The 18640-nt window shown below is 55.0% G+C and carries 13 protein-coding genes, 1 tRNA gene and 4 pseudogenes; 12 read left to right on the top strand and 6 right to left on the bottom strand.

Annotated features, from left to right (window positions below; translation table 11 throughout):
- Position 1: 1 nt before the first annotated feature.
- Positions 2-1035: pseudogene (gene cyoA / locus TKWG_RS14485) on the bottom strand (ubiquinol oxidase subunit II).
- A gap of 229 nt (positions 1036-1264) precedes the next feature.
- On the opposite strand from cyoA, the gene TKWG_RS14480 reads away from it, so the two are divergent.
- The 3 genes from TKWG_RS14480 (at position 1265) to TKWG_RS14470 (ending at position 4543) form a co-directional block, all read left to right on the top strand.
- A complete protein-coding gene (locus tag TKWG_RS14480) occupies positions 1265-2572 on the top strand; it encodes an MFS transporter (RefSeq protein WP_014751558.1) in 1308 nt (435 codons plus the stop codon).
- A gap of 367 nt (positions 2573-2939) precedes the next feature.
- Positions 2940-3203 carry a helix-turn-helix transcriptional regulator gene (locus TKWG_RS14475; protein WP_014751557.1) on the top strand — a complete coding sequence of 88 codons (264 nt, stop codon included), beginning with the start codon at positions 2940-2942 and terminating at the stop codon, positions 3201-3203.
- Positions 3200-4543 carry a type II toxin-antitoxin system HipA family toxin gene (locus TKWG_RS14470; RefSeq protein WP_014751556.1) on the top strand — a complete coding sequence of 448 codons (1344 nt, stop codon included), beginning with the start codon at positions 3200-3202 and terminating at the stop codon, positions 4541-4543. The genes TKWG_RS14475 and TKWG_RS14470 overlap by 4 nt, the downstream gene beginning before the upstream one ends.
- 124 nt (positions 4544-4667) lie before the next feature.
- Here TKWG_RS14470 and TKWG_RS14465 read toward each other — a convergent pair.
- Positions 4668-4743, bottom strand: a tRNA-Gly gene (locus TKWG_RS14465).
- Between the two features lie 300 nt (positions 4744-5043).
- On the opposite strand from TKWG_RS14465, the gene TKWG_RS26620 reads away from it, so the two are divergent.
- On the top strand, positions 5044-5481 hold the full coding sequence (locus TKWG_RS26620; RefSeq protein ID WP_322786554.1) for an FAD-binding protein: 438 nt from the start codon (positions 5044-5046) through the stop codon (positions 5479-5481).
- Positions 5445-6056, top strand: a complete 612-nt coding sequence (locus TKWG_RS26615; RefSeq protein WP_322786553.1) for a hypothetical protein — start codon at positions 5445-5447, stop codon at positions 6054-6056. Before TKWG_RS26620 ends, TKWG_RS26615 begins: the two co-directional genes overlap by 37 nt.
- Positions 6057-6227: 171 nt before the next feature.
- Here the strand turns inward: TKWG_RS26615 and dapB are convergent.
- Positions 6228-7018: pseudogene (dapB, locus tag TKWG_RS14455) on the bottom strand (4-hydroxy-tetrahydrodipicolinate reductase).
- Between the two features lie 135 nt (positions 7019-7153).
- Positions 7154-7744, bottom strand: coding sequence for an outer membrane protein assembly factor BamE (locus tag TKWG_RS21755; protein WP_014751553.1), 591 nt, complete (start codon positions 7742-7744; stop codon positions 7154-7156).
- 155 nt (positions 7745-7899) lie between these two features.
- Between TKWG_RS21755 and fur the strand changes: the two genes are divergently transcribed.
- Complete coding sequence (fur, locus tag TKWG_RS14445) at positions 7900-8334, top strand: ferric iron uptake transcriptional regulator (protein WP_014751552.1); 435 nt, start codon at positions 7900-7902, stop codon at positions 8332-8334.
- A 160-nt stretch (positions 8335-8494) separates the two neighbouring features.
- On the opposite strand, the pseudogene recN reads toward fur, so the two are convergent.
- Together recN and TKWG_RS14435 are read right to left on the bottom strand one after the other, a co-directional pair.
- Positions 8495-10146: pseudogene (recN, locus tag TKWG_RS14440) on the bottom strand (DNA repair protein RecN).
- Positions 10147-10212: 66 nt separating this feature from the next.
- Positions 10213-11100, bottom strand: coding sequence for an NAD kinase (locus TKWG_RS14435; RefSeq protein ID WP_014751551.1), 888 nt, complete (start codon positions 11098-11100; stop codon positions 10213-10215).
- A 163-nt stretch (positions 11101-11263) separates the two neighbouring features.
- On the opposite strand from TKWG_RS14435, the gene hrcA reads away from it, so the two are divergent.
- The 6 genes and pseudogenes from hrcA (at position 11264) to dnaJ (ending at position 18596) form a co-directional block, all read left to right on the top strand.
- A complete protein-coding gene (gene hrcA / locus TKWG_RS14430) occupies positions 11264-12265 on the top strand; it encodes a heat-inducible transcriptional repressor HrcA (RefSeq protein WP_014751550.1) in 1002 nt (333 codons plus the stop codon).
- A gap of 217 nt (positions 12266-12482) precedes the next feature.
- Positions 12483-13475 carry a ferrochelatase gene (hemH, locus tag TKWG_RS14425; protein ID WP_014751549.1) on the top strand — a complete coding sequence of 331 codons (993 nt, stop codon included), beginning with the start codon at positions 12483-12485 and terminating at the stop codon, positions 13473-13475.
- 38 nt (positions 13476-13513) lie between these two features.
- Entirely contained in the window at positions 13514-14389 is an 876-nt protein-coding gene (locus tag TKWG_RS14420) for an MOSC domain-containing protein (RefSeq protein WP_014751548.1), read from the top strand.
- A 245-nt stretch (positions 14390-14634) separates the two neighbouring features.
- Positions 14635-15216, top strand: coding sequence for a nucleotide exchange factor GrpE (gene grpE, locus TKWG_RS14415; RefSeq protein ID WP_014751547.1), 582 nt, complete (start codon positions 14635-14637; stop codon positions 15214-15216).
- A gap of 226 nt (positions 15217-15442) precedes the next feature.
- Positions 15443-17371 carry a molecular chaperone DnaK gene (gene dnaK, locus TKWG_RS14410; protein ID WP_014751546.1) on the top strand — a complete coding sequence of 643 codons (1929 nt, stop codon included), beginning with the start codon at positions 15443-15445 and terminating at the stop codon, positions 17369-17371.
- A gap of 99 nt (positions 17372-17470) precedes the next feature.
- Positions 17471-18596, top strand: a pseudogene (gene dnaJ, locus TKWG_RS14405) (molecular chaperone DnaJ).
- Positions 18597-18640 lie beyond the last annotated feature (44 nt).

Here is an 18640-nt window from a genome sequence, read left to right as displayed (position 1 = left end):
CTCAGGGCGATGCGTTCATCAGTTTTAGCGAGGAAAAGGCCGGATCTGTAGTCGTGCAAAAAGCACTCACATAAGTCCGGTGTCTGGCATTCTCCAGGCCAAGGTTGATCCGGGTGGTTTTATCCAGTTCAGCCATGTTGTATATGCCAGGCACACCCATACCTCCCTGGGCATCAATGGCCATAATGTCGCGCATGCACATGCGGTTTGGCTCTACGCAGCGATTCAATACGGCGTCATACAGTCCGGGAGCCACACTGGAATAATGACGTACGGGTTCACGCTCGCTGGGCACTTCCAGCTTTAGGTAAGCCGCGCGGCTGAGCTCAGTCTGGCTTTGTTTGACTGTTTTTACCCAAGCGTCAAAATCTTCCGTATTCAGTCCATGAAATTTGAACCGCATGCCAGAAAAACCAGCCCCACTGTAATTGGCGGAAAAGCCCTTGTAGACACCTTCCTTGTTGATGATCGCATGCAGTTGCGTCTCCATGCCTGCCATGGTGTAGATCTGGCCGGCCAGCGCTGGAATAAAGAAGGAATTCATGACGCTGGATGAGGTCAGCCGAAACGCAATAGGGCGGTCGACAGGCGCAGCCAGCTCATTGACGGTCGCAATGCCGTACTCCGGGTAGAAAAACAGCCATTTCCAGTCCAGCGCAACGACCTGTACCGTTAAAGGCTGGACGTTTGCCGGAAGCGCGCGCTGTGCGTCAATACGCTCAAGTGGGCGATAGGGATCCAGTTTGTGCGTGCTGACCCAGGTCACGGCGCCAGTGCAATAATGATCAGCAGGGGTACCAGCCAGATGACCAGCTCAATGAGCGTTGAATGATTCCATTCTGGTGCATAGGTCGCCTTGGTATTGGACGCACGGTAGCGCCAGGCAAAGAACAATGTCAGGAAAATGACCGGTACAATCACAATTAGCATTAATGCAACTGAAATATAGATCAGGTTGCGCTGCTGCAGGGCGATATCGCCGGAAGGAGAGAGCAGGACAGCGTTGCACCCCGTAAGAATGGGTGCAAGCGCCATCAGGCCAGGAGTCGAAAGGTCTTGGAATCAAGCATGCCAAAAAGTTGCCAGCATAGAGCCGTGGAAAAATATAGCATATACTTAAACCGTTCCTATTAGGAATTGGACGTTTTGTCCTATGGTGTAAATGCGCGGCAGATGCGATCCTTCGTTTTTGGATTATATTAATTGAATTGAACCTATTATGTCGAGTTTTGACCAGACAAGTACTGAGCCCTCCTCGCGTACGATGGAAAATGATGCCAGACAACAAATGGCTGGCCACGGTCCGGTTGCTGCCGGCGAAATAGCCATTGGTGTTGTCATTGGTCGCGCATCCGAGTATTTTGACTTTTTTGTCTACGGTCTCGCATCGGTACTGGTCTTTCCCGCCCTGTTCTTTCCGTTTGTCGACACGCTGACCGGTACGCTCTATTCATTCAGCATTTTTGCCGTCGCCTTCATTACCCGTCCATTCGGTACCGCCCTGTTCATGAGCATTCAGCGACGATGGGGAAGGGGAACCAAGCTTACTCTGGCGCTATTTCTGCTTGGCACTGCAACGGCCGGTATTGCATTTTTACCGACCTACGAATCGTTTGGCGCGTTGTCGATTGCCCTGTTGGTCCTGTTTCGCAGTCTGCAGGGGGTCGCGTTCGGCGGCTCATGGGATGGCTTGCCTTCGCTGCTCGCCCTGAACGCTCCCAAGCAGCGCCGGGGTTGGTATTCCATGCTCGGTCAACTGGGCGCCCCCGTGGGCTTTTTGGTGGCTAGCTCCTTGTTCCTGTTTCTGCATTCCACCTTGTCAGCCGAAGATTTTCTCGGCTGGGGCTGGCGCTATCCGTTTTTCGTGGCCTTTGCCATTAACGTGGTGGCACTGTTTGCGCGCTTACGGCTTGTCCTGACAGAGCAATACACGAAGTTGCTGGAAGAGGGGGAACTGGAGCCTATCGGTACATGGGAAATGCTTGCCGGGCAGGGATACAATCTGTTCATCGGCGCGTTTGCCGCGCTGGCAAGCTATGCCTTGTTTCATATTGTGACCATTTTTCCGCTATCCTGGATTGCCCTGACGGCCACTCAATCCATTAATGAGGTGCTTTTCATTCAGGTTATTGGCGCCGCTGTCGCCATGGCGGCTACTATTACATCTGGCATTATTGCCGATCGCATCGGACGCCGTACAACACTGACTGCCCTGGCCATTCTCATCGCGATTTTCGGGTGTTTTGCGCCGTTGTTGTTAAATGGCGACGCGATGGGGCAGGACGCGTTTATCCTGATCGGTTTTGCCTTGCTTGGCTTGTCCTATGGTCAGTCCTCTGGAACCGTGACTGCCAATTTTTCGCCGCGTTTCCGTTATACGGGTGCGGCATTAACGTCAGATCTGGCGTGGTTACTGGGCGCCGCCTTTGCTCCCCTGGTGGCGCTAGGCTTGTCGATACATTTCGGCCTGGTCGCTGTCAGTCTCTACCTGCTGTCCGGGGCCGCATGCACGGTGCTGGCGTTGTGGATCAATCGCAAGCTTAAGCCGCTGACACTGCGCAAGGGCGGATAAGCGCGGTTTTGTAAAGGTCGGGCCGTAAGTTTCCCATGCGGCCGCTCATAGCTAAATTAAAAAACCCAAACTTCGGTTTGGGTTTTTGCATTCTGGGATGGGAAACGAGGATCACCTTGGGCTGTCGATTCATTTGGCCCTGGCTGTGTGGTCTTGATTTGAATGGCCTTTGCGCTTGGCAATTATTGTAGCATTCGGGCTACAAATACGTAAATACTGAGTTATTTGACGCCTATAGGCTACAAAAATATTTATAAATTATTCTTTATCGATAGAGGAATTGTTAATTTGGTGGATCGCTTGCAATGATGTGTCTCTTGGGCTACATTTTAGGATCGGAACTTAATTTTGACGCCTGGGGGATACAGTGACAACATTAGCTGACGTTGCGGACCTGCTGCGTAGGGTGCGCAAGGCGGAGCGTTTGAGCCAGGAAACGCTGGCGCAACGTGCTGGCGTCTCGCGTACAACGGTTGCTCGTATGGAAACGCTTGCCAAAGGCGATATGAGTGTCTCTGTTTTGCTACGATTGCTGGAAGCCGCGGGCTATGACCTCAAGCCGATCAAGCGGGGGCATGTCCGAACCATTGAAGATATTCTGGACGAGCAGCGACGGGGTGATGAGGCATGAAACTCGACGTGCATGTATGCGGGCGAGCAGTCGCCAAGCTCTATCGGGAGCGTGACGAGTATGTCTTGAGTTATCTGCCTGACACCGACCCTGCTGATTTTGTCAGCCTGACGATGCCGGTGCGCTTGGAGCCCTGGTGCTGGCCGCGTGATCTGCATCCTTTCTTTCGTCAGAACCTGCCCGAGGGCTATCTGCTGAGCATCATTCGCGAAGAATTCGGGCCGTTGCTCGATGGCACGGATCTTTCGCTGCTGGCGGTGGTTGGTGGAATGGGGATTGGACGCGTCACCGTCACGCCTGAAGGCGGGGCGCTTGGCGCAGACATGGAGCCATTGCGGATTGAGGCCTTGCTCAAAGCGGAGAACACCACGGCGCATTTCGCGAGCCTGGTGCGTCGCTATGCTCGTTCATCCATTTCCGGGATGATGCCAAAGTTCATTGCGCCCGAAGATACGGAAACCACTGTGCATGTGGTGGGCAAATCAACGTTGCGTACCAGTCGCCACATCATCAAGGGATCGGATGATAGCACTCCCTACCTCGGGTTCAACGAGTTTTACACTATGCGGGTACTGGAGAAACTAAATGTTGTACCAGTGGCCAAGACGCGCATGTCGGACGATGGGCGCGTGCTAGTTGTGGATCGATTCGACGTGGATACGCAGGGTGCTGTCACGCATGGGGTTGAAGATGCCTGCGGCTTGCTGGGACTGCCGCCTCATGAGAAATATGCAACAACGAATGAGCGCGTATTGAATGCTACCAGGGTCTATGTGCCTGCTGCAGTCACTGGAGCTCAACTGGCGCAGTTCGGCTGGCACTTGCTGGCCAACTACGTGGTGCGCAATGCCGATTGCCATGCAAAGAACATCGCGCTGTATTACACCGGTTTAAATGACGTGGCTTACACACCTATTTACGACTTGGTTACTACACAGGCTTATCCACGTTATGCGGATAATCCGCCGGGCTTGCCTGTGGATGGTCGGCAAACCTGGGTGGTGGGCAAAACGCTGGAGCGATTTTTCAAGGCCAGGCTCGGTATTGCCCCAAAACTATATGCAGAGATGGTGGAGCGCTTATGCGAATCTGCAGTGGAGGTTGGGCAAGAGGTAATCGAGGCGGCCAGGAATGAGCCGCGCTGGCATACCGTTGCCAAGCAGATGGTGTATGCCTGGAACGATGGGATGGCGTCATTGCACAGTCCGAAGACTACTGTTGCTTTCAGAGGGCTGAGTGACGCGATTGCACATGCAGGATTTTCAGAGCCTGAAAAGCCCGAAAGTGAGCGAGTGGTCGTTGGGCGGTCGGAGTTGTTGGGGCGGCCGCGTAAGCGGTAAGTTCGTTTATCCAGACGATTAAACAACAGTCCTGTCAACTGAAATTTTTACTTTCATATATTTTTGATTGGATAGGCAAGACGAAAAAAAGCCCAAACCGAAGTTTGGGCTTTTTCTTAAATTCTGGAGCGGGAAACGAGGCTCGAACTCGCGACCTCAACCTTGGCAAGGTTGCGCTCTACCAACTGAGCTATTCCCGCAATTTCAGCTGAAAATTACTTTGCTTTTAATCGAATAGTGTTTAATTATTCGGTAACTGCATTTGCAATCTCGATCAGCTAAGCCATAAATTATATACAAGCTATTTGAGATTTGCAACATATTTTCTTGCTGCGTTCTTCGAAAATTCAATTCTGTGTTTTTTATGCATCACCGAGGTGATTCCATCGCCATAACGGAACAATCGCTGTTGCCACATGAATCTCTTTGCGAAGAGGCGAAACTATAGCAGTAAATTAATTATAATGTCAAATTAATTTCACACTAGCGGGTGCTTTTTGATGCGGGATGAGACTAAGCAGGATCTGACAGGGCTCAATACATTGGGGCTGGTCTCGCATGCCGCCCATTATTTACGACTCGAAAGCGAACAGCAGTTGCCCATGGTCACGCAATGGCGGCAGATGGCGGGCGGCCTGATCTACGTGTTGGGCGGTGGCAGCAACCTGATATTGCGTGAGCACCTGTCGCGACCCGTGCTGCACAATTTACTCAAAGGAATCCGGCTGATCGAAGAGACGCCTGAAGCCTTTATTGTGGAAGCGGCGGGAGGAGAAGTGTGGCACGACTTTGTTGCTACGTGTATTCGCAATGGCTGGTATGGGCTGGAGAATCTTGCACTCATTCCCGGTACGGTGGGGCGTGCCCGGTACAGAATATCGGCGCTTATGGCGTCGAGGTCATGGATCGGATCGACAGTGTACACACCTGGGATCTGACGCAAGGCCAGCCCCGTTTGTTTAGCGCGCTGGAGTGTGCGTTCTCTTATCGCGACAGTCTTTTCAAAAAACCGGCAGGACAAGGTTATTTGATCACGGCGGTGCGCTTTCGTCTGCCCAAACAATGGGTGCCGGTTATCTCGTATCCTGACCTCAAAAACGATCCTGAGCTTGCGCGCAACGCCACGCCACAAAAGATTTTTGATGCGGTTTGCAGAATTCGGCAGGCCAAGTTGCCTGATCCGGCCAAAATCGGCAACGCCGGTTCTTTTTTCAAGAACCCGATCGTGCCTGCTGCGAAGCAATCACAATTGAAAACAGACTATCCTGCGCTCGTGTCCTATCCACAAGCTGATGGTAGCTATAAGCTGGCGGCCGGCTGGATGATCGAGCAATGTGGCTGGAAGGGGCGCTCGCTTGGGCCTGTGGGCATGCATCAACGCCAGGCGCTGGTGCTTGTCAATCATGGCGGCGCAACGGCAACAGATGTCCTGGCGCTGGCCGATGCGGTAGTCGCTTCCACGCAGCAGAAATTTGACGTGACGCTGGAGCGCGAGCCGGTGTTGTTCGATTGATTCATCAAAGCGCCCGCTATCACAACTGTCGTTATCACGACTGTCATTGTTGCTGCTGACATTCTCATCATGTCTGTGGCGATTCTTTCAAATGCAAAAACGGCTGCCTGATGGCAGCCGCTCCTTTCGTGTCAATCGGACAAATCAACAGGCCTCAGCCCTCACTGGGTGTTAGCCGCCAATCACATCTTGCATGGAAAACAGGCCTGCTGGCTTGTCCTGTAAAAACAGCGCAGCCCGCACGCTGCCCTGGGCGTAAGTGCTGCGGCTGGAGGATTTGTGCGTAATTTCAATACGCTCTCCGGTACCCAGAAACATCACGGTGTGATCACCGATCACATCACCACCACGCACCACGGAAAAGCCGATATTGCCGTCCTTGCGCGCGCCCGTGTGGCCGTGTCGGCTCCAGTCGGCAATATCTTCCAGCTTTTTGCCCCAGGCGTTGGCGACGGTTTCGCCCATGATCAGCGCCGTGCCGGACGGTGCGTCTACTTTGTGCTTATGATGTGCCTCGTATACTTCCACGTCATAGCCGCTGTTGAGCATTTTTGCAGCCTGCTCAAGTAGGCGCAGCGTCGCGTTGACGCCAATACTCATATTCGGGGCAAACACGATGGCAATGTGCTCGGCGGCCGAGGCGATCGCTGCCTGGCCTGCTGCATCAAAACCGGTAGTGCCGATAACCATTTTTACCTTATGCTGTACGCAAGCTGGACATGCGCCAGGGTGCCTTCGGGACGGGTGAAATCGATCAGGCAATCACAGTCTTTGAGCGCTGCCAGATCACTGCCCAGTTGCACGCCGGTAGCCTTGCCCAGAAACGCGCCGGCGTCCTCCCCAAGATGGCTGCTGCCGGCATGATCCAGGGCCGCAGCCAGCGTGAGTTCGGGGCGCGCCAGAACGGCTTCGATAAGCATGCGGCCCATACGGCCGCTGGCTCCGGAAATGGCTATACGCATGGTGGGATAGTTCCTGAAGAAAGCTGCAGCCCGGTGCGGGCATGCAAATAAATAGGGAGTGAAAGCGGGAATGCAGCCCGTGGTAATACACTATCCTGCCCAAGCCATCGGCTCGGCACAGGATGGTGGGCACGCTTATTGGGTGCGGGTTGCGCCGGGAGCCGGTTCAATATTGATCGGTTCATTCGATGGCGCAGCAGGAGCGGAGCTTGCAGCCCCTGAGTACTGCCCATCGTCCATTGGGTAGGTCGTGACTGCGTTGCTGTCAGTGCCTGCCGGCGCGGCTTGCAGTGCCTGCGGGTCGGTCACTTCGTTCTCGGGGGCTTTATCGCCAGGCCGGTACAAGCGCGCTTCTTGCTTGAAGGGCTGGAAGGAGGGCTGTTCATCGCCTTCCCAGCGATCTACCCGGCCGTTGACAAACCAGACAGAGAACTTGCGCTGTACGGCATCGCCATAGCCAGGTTTGAAATAATAGGGGTAATCCCAGCGATCGGGATGGAACATGTCTTTGAGGGTCGGCGAGCCCAGTGCAAAGCGCACCTGATCCTCTGTCATGCCTTTTTGCAGGAGAGCGACATCTTCGGCGGTGATCCAGTTACCTTGTTGAACAGAAGGCCTGTATGGGAAACCCCATTCTCCTGAGGCGCAACCACCCAGCACGGCAAGTGCTGTAAGGGATGCGACCAGACCATACCGGATACGGGGGAAAAGGCGAGTTTGGTTCATGACTTGGCGACGTTCCTGTATTTGGACTCGTAAAAGCGTTATGATAATAGTTCTGGGCAATCAATAGGATTGTTTAGCCAGGTAATCTCAAAAATTAGTCGGAAGCGTGTTTTCCGCGATATCTTATCCACCTCCCATTTATCAGCGAGCGAGCCTTGAACGAATTACACGATCCCAGTGAACTCAAAAGCATGGGTCTTAAAGCCACTTTCCCGCGGCTCAAGATCCTGGACATCTTCCGGAAGGCAGAAATTCGTCACTTGAGTGCCGAGGATGTCTATCGTCTGCTTATTTCCGAAAACGTCGATATCGGTCTTGCCACTGTCTACCGGGTGCTCACCCAGTTCGAGCAGGCCGGCATTCTGTCCAGAAGCCAGTTTGACAATGGCAAGGCAGTCTACGAATTGGATGATGGCGATCACCACGACCACCTGGTATGTTCTGTTTGCGGAAAAGTTGTTGAGTTTTCTGATCCGGAAATCGAACGACGCCAGTCAAAAGTAGCCAAAGACAATAACTTTGTGCTGGAAAGCCATGCCATGGTTCTTTATGGCATTTGTGGTGACTGCGAATCTAAACATCGTCGCTAGACAGGCGGCATGGGCCCGGCAAAACGCAGGCCCGTTGGTTCGACCTACAGTACTTCAGGCGGCATGGCCGCTCAGTAGGGTGTTGTCAAAAAAGGCAGATTGCAATCTGCCTTTTTTATTGTCCGGCGGGTTTGTTTATTACCCGGTGGGTTTGCAGCGCTCAGTCGCCGTGAGTCAACATTTCGCGGGCATGCTGGCGCGTAGTCTCGGTTATCTTGACGCCGCCGAGCATGCGGGCAACCTCTTCCGTACGCGCCCGCTCATCCAGCAACTCAATGCGCGATACGGTTTCTTTTTTGCCCTGTTTTTTCTGCACTTCGAAATGGTGATGCGCGCAAGCGGCCACCTGCGGCAGATGCGTCACGCAAAGAACTTGATGATGCCGACCCAGATCACGCAGCAGTTTGCCGACCACTTCGGCAACCGCGCCGCCAATGCCGGTATCCACTTCGTCGTAAATCAGGGTAGGTACCTGGTGGGCGCGATTGGCCATGACCGACAGGGCCAGCGATATACGGGCCAGTTCACCACCAGAGGCCACTTTGGCCAGTGGGCGCGGCTCACTGCCGGTATGGGCTGCCACGTTGAATTGCACATTGTCCATGCCCGAGGCGCCGGGGTCGGTCGGCTGTATGGTTATTTCAAATGTGCTACCTTTCATGGCAAGGGTCTGCAGTGCTTTGCTAACTTCCCTGGACAGGGTGCCTGCCGTGGCCTGGCGCGCCCTGGTCAGTTTTTCGGCGGCTTCGTGATACGCCGCTTCGTGTCTGGCGACCTGTTGCTCCAGTCCTGCCAGGTCTGATTCGCTGTTCAGGGCTTCCAGGCGTCGGTCAGTTCCTGCAGGCGATCGTACAGCATTTCCGGTTCGAGCCGGAATTTGCGCGCGGTAGCGAACATGGCGCCCATGCGCGCTTCGGTTTCAGCCAGGCGGTCTGGGTCCAGTTCGGCCTTGTCCAGATAACTGGCAAGATCGGAAGACGCTTCGGTGGCGGCAATTCGGGCTGATTCTATGGCATCGTGTACGCCCTGCAGACGCTCGTCATTGCGCAATAAGGGTTCGATGCGGTGCAACGCGGCGTTCAGCATTTCCAATGCAGAAGTCTGCTCTCCATCGAGCAAGTTGAGTGCTCCTGCGGCGCCTTCGAGCAGCGCAGACGCATTGGCCAGCCGATTGTAGTCTGCGTTGACGCTCGCCCATTCATCCTTGCCCGGATTGATCTGGCTGATTTCATTCAATTGCCATTCCAGCCGTTCCCTTTCGGCTTCGGCATCACGCTGGCTGCTACGGGCACGCTCCAGCTTCTGCTGGGCCTGCTGCCAATCGGCCCAGTGGGCGCGAACCTGGCTGGCCAGCGCTTCGTGCTGTCCGTGAGCATCAAGCAAAATACGCTGTTCATGGCGTTGCAGCAACTTCTGGTGGGCGTGCTGGCCATGGATATCCAGCAGGTGCGAGCCTATGGCCTTGAGCTGGCTGAGCGTACCGGGCACGCCATTGATAAACGCCCTGGATTTGCCGGCCCGGTCTATGACCCGGCGCAGCACCAGCTCGTTGTCTTCCGGTTCCAGTTCCTGTTCTGCCAGCAGCGCGCGCAGCGAGTCAGGCACATCGAAGATGGCGCTGATGTCGGCCTTGTCGGCGCCTTCGCGGATGGCGCCGCTGTCGCCGCGGGCGCCCAGCGTGAGGGCCAGTGCGTCGATCAGGATAGACTTGCCCGCACCGGTTTCCCCGGTAAAGACCGAGAAGCCGGCGTCAAAGTGCAGTTCGGTCTGTTCAACAATGACAAAATCACGGATATGCAGGGAACGGAGCATGAATACGTACTTCTGTGATGAGTGGGATTGCTGGGGTGTGTAAGTCAGGAGCCCTGGCGCGAATGGCTAAGCAGTTTCCGGCATGATATTCCAATGCAGCTTCTGGCGCAGGGTCGAGAAAAAACTATAGCCTTTGGGGTGCAGGAAACGAATCTGATGGTCTGCCTTGGTAACCACGATTTTGTCGCCCAACTGCAGATCGGACCAGGTCTGCATGTCGAAATGCACGCTGGCGCCGGTTTCTACCCGACCCACTTCTGTCAGGGTCAGGGTGAGCGTACCTGTGTCGGGCACGGCAATGGGGCGGTTCGACAGTGTCTGGGGGGCCACCGGGACCAGCAGAAACGCGTTGACCGCCGGATGCAGGATCGGGCCGCTGGCGCTGAGCGAATACGCAGTAGAGCCGGTTGGGGTGGCAACGATCAGCCCGTCGGCACGCTGCCGATACATGAGTGTTTCATTGTATTCCACGCAGATTTCAATCATGCCGCCGCGACTTGCCCGGTTCAGCACCACATCATTTAAGGCCAGGGCACAGGTCAGCGTTTGATCGTCGCGCACGACAGAAGCCTGCAGCAGCGTGCGGTGTTCAATATCGTACTGGCCGTCAAGAACGGATTCGATGGCCTCCAGGGCGTTTTGCACCGGAATGTCGGTGATAAAGCCCAGCCGCCCGTGGTTGATGCCAAGCAGCGGGACGTCGTACTGGGCCAGCTTGCGACCGACGCCCAGCATGGTGCCATCGCCGCCCATGACAATCACCAGGTCAGCCTGGCTGCCGATTTCGGCGGTCGTTGCCGTGGAATACTCGGTCACTCCGGTGTTCTCGGACGTTTCCTTTTCAATCAGAACCTGTCGGCCGGCTGCACGCAGCACACCTGCCAGCGCCCGCAGCGGGGCATCAAGACCGGAGTCATGATATCTGCCGACCAGCGCTATGGTTGAAAAATGCATAATGAAACCATATACAATAAACGAAACGACAATGAAAAGTAACAGAAGTACCGGAAATGAAACCTACGGCAACCGTCATAATACGTTATTCTACATTGACTGCAGGTTTAACAATTAACGTGCCCGTAAAATATCCTCTGGTACAAACCATAACAGACCCACCATGGATGATCGCGCAAACGCACTCTTGAAAGCTCTGATTGAGCGGTATATTGATGATGGACAGCCGGTAGGCTCCAGAACGCTATCCAAGCTGTTCGAGCTCTCGCCTGCTACCATTCGCAATGTGATGGCAGACCTGGAAGACCTGGGCCTGATTCACAGCCCGCATACCTCGGCCGGCCGCATTCCTACGCCCCGCGGATACCGCCTGTTTGTAGACAACTTGCTGGTGATCAAGCCCTATGAGCTGGAAGAGCCGTCCGAGCTGCATGATGTATTTTCCAACACGGCGCCCAGCAAGGCGCTTAGCGTTGCCGCGTCGCTGGTATCCAACCTGACCCAGTTTGCCGGCGTGGTGCTCACGCCCAAGCGCTCGCAGGTATTTCGCCAGATTGAATTTATCCGGCTGTCGCAGCGGCGGATCCTGCTCATTATCGTGACCCCCGATGGCGACGTGCAGAACCGGATTCTGTCTCCCGTGCACGACTATACCGAAGCCCAGCTTATCGAAGCTGCAAATTATTTTAATTATAATTTTGCCGGCAAGTCCTTTGAGCAGGTGCGCGAGCAACTGGGGACTGAACTGAGCCGGCTCAAAGAGGAGATTTCCTCGCTGATGCAGGCTGCGGTGGACGCCGGCAATGACGACGACCAGGAGTCATCCGTGGTCATTTCCGGCGAGCGCCGGTTGCTGGAGATCAAGGACTTTGCCACCGATATGGATCGCCTGCGCAAGATGTTCTCGCTGTTTGAGCAGAAAACCGATCTGATGCAACTGCTTGATGTTACTGATCGATCACAGGGCGTAAAGATCTATATCGGCGGCGATTCGCGCCTGGTGCCCATGGAAGATGTTTCGGTGATCACAGCGCCTTATGGCGTTGACGGGAAAATCGTGGGTACGCTGGGCGTGATTGGTCCAAGCCGCATGTCCTACAATCGCGTCATTCCTATTGTGGACTTGACGGCCAGACTGCTGTCCAACGCGCTCAGCCATCAGTAGGGCGCTGCGGGTACGCCATTGCAGACAGTGCGCGGCGACCCATTGTGGCGGCTGCAGGTGCTGCAGCCCATGGCGGGTGCGCAATCCGGGTACAATCCCATCTCGATATTGCATTTGTAAAAGTCGCCATGTGTGGCGCTTTTTTTGAGTTGCCGCGTCGTTCGTGTCTGGCGGACAGTCTGATGGGCGGCACCATATCCGCAACCTACAGGAAAGCATGAATACAGGAGTAGTACTGATCAACCTGGGCACCCCGGCCAGTCCCGATGCGGGTGCAATCAGGGCCTATCTCTCGGAGTTTCTGTCCGATCCGCGCGTGGTTGAAATTCCGCCCGCTCTTTGGAAGCCGATACTCAATCTAGCGGTTCTGCCGCTGCGGCCGTCCAAACTGGTGCCAAAATACCGTCAGATCTGGATGGAGGATGGTTCGCCGCTGCTTGTGTATGGTAAGCGTCTGGCGCAGGGCGTGCAGGCGCAGTTGGATCGGGAGCTGACTCCCGCCACCGTGGTGCTGGCCATGCGCTATGGTCAACCGTCGATGCAACAGGCCTTTGCCCAGTTACGCGAAGCAGGATGCGAACGCATCCTGATCGTGCCGCTTTATCCGCAATTTGCCGCCAGCACAACCGCTACTATTTTCGAGCGCACGCTGGCACTGTATGGCGATGCGCGTGATATGCCCGAATTGCGTTTCATCAAGCGGTTTCATCAGTTGCCCGGCTATCTGGATACGTTGGCGCAAAATGTGCGCGACTATTGGCGCGAGCACGGTAAACCCCAGCAACTGCTGCTCAGTTTCCATGGCTTGCCCAAGCGTTCGGTCGAACTGGGCGATCCTTATCTGCGTGACTGTACGGCTACGGCCGAGGCGTTGCAGCAGCGGCTGGCCGCAGAAGGGGTGCCCATCGATATCGCTTTTCAGAGCCGGTTTGGTAAGGCCGAATGGCTCGGCCCGTCGACATTGTCGGTGCTGCAGGCCTATCCGGGAGACAATATCCGTCATGTGGACGTGCTGTGTCCTGGTTTTGTGGCCGATTGCCTGGAAACACTTGAGGAAATCCAAATTGAGTGTGCCCACGCCTTCAGTCAGGCGGGAGGCGAGCAGTTTCGCTATATTCCCTGTCTGAATGATCATCCGGCATGGATCAATGCCATGGCGGGCCTGATCCGGCAACATATTGCCGGCTGGCCCGACCTGGGTGGGGCCTGACCGAACCTTTTATTTATTTGTTTTTTTAGAGAGTCATCATGGCCGTCACCATTCGTGGTCTATATGTGTATCCCATCAAGTCCTGCGCCGGCATTGCGCTCGATCGTGCTGACATCAGCGCGGCAGGGGTCCAATGGGACCGGCAGTTTATTCTGGTTGACGCTGCGGGTGCGATGATGACCCAGCGCACGGTGCCGCGCATGGTGCTGATCCAGCCGGCACTTGATCTTGCGCAGGAGCAGTTGCGCCTGGAGGCGCCCGGCGCTTCGACGCTGACGGTCTCGCTGCTCCCCCCGCAGGCGAACGACAAAGCGATTGCCGTCAGGGTATGGGGCGGCCAGCCGCAAGGCACACCCGTCAGCGCTCAGGCAGACCAGTGGTTCAGCAAGGTGCTGGGCCAGCCCTGCCGCCTGCTGCGCCTGCATCCCGAGTCGCAACGACGCGTTTTGCCCGATTTCCCCGATAGCTGGCAGCAGCGCCACCGCGACTGGAAGCCGCTGAACGCCCAGGACCAGACCTTCGGGTTTGCTGATGGTTTTCCGTTTTTGTTTGCCAGCACCGCTTCACTGGATGCGCTCAATGCCACGCTGGCCGGCAAACAGCAGGCACCGGTGGATATGATTCGTTTTCGACCCAATATCGTGCTGGATGGCTTGCCTGAATACGAAGAGGATTATGTTTTCGGGCTCACCGCAGGAAAGCTCAATTTTGCCTTCGTCAAGCCGTGTACCCGCTGCACAATCCCGAATGTTGACCCGGCATCGGCTACGTTCGCCGATGAGCCGGGCATTACATTGATGCAAACTCGCAGTGCCGACCTGGGCGTGCTGTTTGGCGTAAATGCCGTATTGACCGACAACATCAGCGATGTGCTGCATATCGGTCAGCAGGTGCAGCCAGAATACGATTTCTGAGCTTATGCTGCGGCACGTGCGCGGGTTTTGCGGTTGCCGTCTGCATTAATCCCTGGTTGTGCCGCGCTCGCCCTTTGAGGCGACCGCAGCGATAGCGCCTTTGGCCGTTGTTATGCAACAGCCCGATGATGGGCAGGCATGGCGCAGGCATGGTAGCCGCCAATACAGCCACAGTTGCACCCTTGAATTTATCTTCGCCGCCCCCAAGTGGGGGGTAACTATATTGATTTGATGCAGGAGTAGAAATGACACAGGAATTTGATCCTAACAAGAACCAGGCCCCCAAGGCTGACAACGAACAAACCACTCAGGCTGAGGTTGCCGACACTGAACAGCCTGACCAGGACGCGGTAAATACGCCGACAGACGATCTGGAAGCCAAATATACCGAACTCGAAGCCAAAGTCAGCCAGTATCATGATCAGTTGCTGCGTGCTCATGCCGAAATGGAAAATGTACGCCGCCGCGCCCAGGAGGATGTTTCCAAGGCGCGTAAATTCGGCACAGAATCTTTTGCAGAAAGTCTGGTTCCCGTCCGTGACAGCCTTGAGGCCGCGCTGGCGCTGGAAGACCAGTCGTTCGAATCACTCCGGGAAGGGCTTGAAACCACCTTGCGTCAACTGACAGCCGCATTCGAACGCAACAATCTGAAGGAAGTGGCCCCCGTTGCAGGGGATAAGTTTGATCCGCATGTGCATCAGGCCATTTCCACCATTCCAGCCGAGGCACCATCTGGCACGGTCGCCAGCACCTTGCAAAAAGGCTATACCATTGCCGATCGGGTCCTGCGTCCTGCACTGGTCACCGTTTCGGCGGGTCAGGGGTAATTATAATGCGCCGGCAGACTCAGGTCTGTCGGCCATTTTTCTGTCCGAATGGCTGTTTGTGATCAAAAAACGTGCCAGAAATGCAAAAAATCACAAAAATCCGGTTTTTTTCTCTTGAAATCGCAAACCGCCAGCCCCACGTACTAGACAACGAAAGATCCTGTGCCGCGAACATGTGTAAGCAGGATCCATTATTTTGAATTATTTGATAATAGGGTAGACTCAAATGGGAAAAATCATTGGTATTGACTTGGGTACCACCAACAGCTGTGTAGCAGTATTGGATGGCGATAAGGTCAAAATTCTGGAAAACGCAGAAGGCACACGCACGACCCCATCCATTATTGCTTACATGGAAGACGGTGAAACGCTGGTTGGCGCCCCTGCCAAACGTCAGGCAGTGACCAATCCGACAAATACACTTTACGCAGTCAAGCGTCTGATCGGCCGCAAATTCGAAGAAAAAGCCGTGCAAAAAGACATTGACCTGATGCCTTACACGATTGTCAAGGCTGACAATGGTGACGCATGGGTTGAAGCGCGCGGCAAGAAAATGGCGCCGCCACAGGTGTCCGCTGAAGTGCTGCGCAAAATGAAAAAGACTGCCGAAGACTATCTGGGTGAAGAAGTGACTGAAGCCGTTATCACGGTGCCAGCCTACTTCAACGACAGCCAGCGCCAGGCAACCAAAGATGCAGGCCGCATTGCCGGTCTGGAAGTCAAACGGATCATCAACGAGCCAACTGCGGCTGCGCTGGCTTTTGGCCTGGACAAAACCGAAAAAGGCGATCGTAAGATTGCGGTGTATGACCTGGGTGGCGGTACCTTTGACGTATCCATTATCGAAATTGCCGACGTTGATGGCGAGAAACAGTTCGAAGTGCTGTCTACCAATGGTGACACCTTCCTGGGCGGCGAAGACTTTGACCAGCGTATTATCGACTACATCATTGCTGAGTTCAAAAAGGAACAGGGCGTTGATCTGAGCAAAGACGTGCTGGCGCTGCAACGCCTGAAAGAAGCGGCTGAAAAGGCCAAAATCGAGCTGTCTTCCGCAACGCAGACTGAAGTCAACCTGCCTTACATCACGGCTGATGCATCTGGTCCGAAACACCTGACGCTGAAGATCACTCGTGCCAAACTGGAAGCGCTGGTTGAGGATCTGATTGAACGCACCATTGCGCCTTGCCGCACAGCGGTTACTGACGCCGGTGTCAAAGTGTCTGATATCGACGACGTGATCCTGGTCGGTGGTATGACCCGTATGCCAAAAGTGCAGGAAAAAGTCAAAGAGTTCTTCGGCAAGGACCCACGTAAAGACGTGAACCCTGACGAAGCCGTGGCTGCCGGTGCTGCGATTCAGGGCTCGGTGCTGTCTGGTGATCGTAAAGACGTATTGCTGCTGGATGTGACACCATTGTCTCTGGGTATTGAAACCCTGGGTGGCGTCATGACCAAAATGATCCAGAAAAACACCACGATCCCAACTCGCTTTACCCAGACATTCTCTACAGCAGAGGACAATCAGCCTGCCGTGACCATTAAGGTCTTCCAGGGTGAGCGTGAAGTGGCCGCCGGTAACAAGGGGCTGGGCGAGTTCAATCTGGAAGGTATTCCACCTGCTGCACGCGGTCTGCCGCAAATCGAGGTGACGTTTGACATCGATGCCAACGGTATTTTGCACGTTTCTGCAAAAGACAAAGGCACCGGCAAGGAAAACAAAATCACGATCAAGGCAAACTCCGGTCTGACCGAAGACGAGATTCAACGCATGGTCAAGGATGCCGAAGCACACGCTGACGAAGATCATCGTGTCGCCGAGCTGGCTCAGACCCGCAATCAGGCCGATGCGCTGGTTCACTCAACCCGCAAGTCACTGACTGAATATGGCGACAAGCTGGAAGCGGCCGACAAGGAAGCGATCGAAGCGGCACTCAAAGAGCTCGAAGAAGTGCTCAAAGAGGGCGACAAAGCTGCGATCGACGCCAAGGTTGAAGTGCTGACAACCGCATCCCAGAAACTGGGCGAGAAAATGTATGCGGATATGCAGGCCCAGGCGCAAGCCCAGGGTGAACCTGGTGCCGAACAGGCCCAGCCAGCAGACGACAACGTTGTTGACGCCGATTTCAAAGAAGTGAAACGCGACGACAAATAATGCAGGTTGTCTGATTAGAAAAACCCGGCCGGTCTGAAAAATGACAGGGCCGGGTATTGTTTTTTATATATTAAAGAAGAAATCTAAAGGCGTATAACGATGGCAAAACGTGATTACTACGAAGCCCTGGAGACTGGCCAAAAACGCTTCGGACGAGGATATCAAGAAGGCGTATCGCAAACTCGCCATGAAGTATCATCCGGATCGCAACCCGGACAGTCACGAGGCAGAAGAAAAATTCAAGGAAGCCAAGGAAGCCTACGAGATTCTGTCCGATCCGCAGAAGCGCGATGCCTATGACCGCTACGGTCATGCGGGTGTAGATCCCAATGCAGGCATGGGCGGCGCCGGTGGTGCCGGTTTTGGCGATGTCTTCGGCGACATCTTCGGCGATATCTTCGGTGGCGGCGGTGGCGGACGGCGTGGCGGTGGCCCGCAAGTGTTCCGCGGCGCCGATCTGCGCTATCGGCTGGATATTACCCTTGAGCAGGCGGCCAAGGGAATGGAAACTGAGATTCGCGTTCCAAGCTGGGAAAATTGTGATGTCTGTCACGGCTCCGGCGCCAAACCCGGCACCGAACCTACGACCTGCCACACCTGCCATGGCGCGGGCGCAGTGCGTATGCAGCAGGGCTTTTTCAGCGTCCAGCAAACTTGTCCCACTTGCCACGGCACCGGTAAGGAAATCAAGGATCCGTGTACGGCATGTGACGGTGTAGGCCGCAAGCGCAAGAACAAAACCCTGCAGGTCAAAATTCCTGCCGGGATTGATGACGGAATGCGTATTCGCTCGGGCGGTAATGGTGAGCCTGGCGTTAATGGCGGCCCTGCGGGTGACCTGTATGTCGAAATTTCCATTAAGGAACACAGTATTTTCAAACGTGATGGCGACGATCTGCACTGTGAAGTGCCACTGCCGTTTGTAACTGCAACCCTGGGTGGCGACCTGGAAGTGCCTACACTAGGTGGCAAAGGCGAGATCACGGTTCCTGAAGGCACGCAGACCGGCAAGGTTTTCCGTTTGCGCGGCAAGGGCATCAAGGGTGTTCGGGCCTCCTATCCGGGTGACCTGTACTGCCACGTGGTTGTCGAAACACCGATTCGGTTGAGCGACGAACAGAAGGCGCTGTTGCGGCAGTTCGAGACCTCGCTTAACGACGGAGGCGATCGCCATTCCCCAAAGAATAAATCCTGGACCGACAGAGTGAAAGATTTTTTCAGCTGATCACTGAACATGCCTGTCCAGGCAGCGGTTCCTATTTAGAATGC

It is taken from the genome of Advenella kashmirensis WT001 (assembly GCF_000219915.2).
In the GTDB taxonomy this organism is placed as follows: domain Bacteria; phylum Pseudomonadota; class Gammaproteobacteria; order Burkholderiales; family Burkholderiaceae_B; genus Advenella; species Advenella kashmirensis.
The sequence above is the reverse complement of the archived record's forward strand: the minus strand, read 5'-3'. Positions and strand labels throughout refer to the sequence as shown.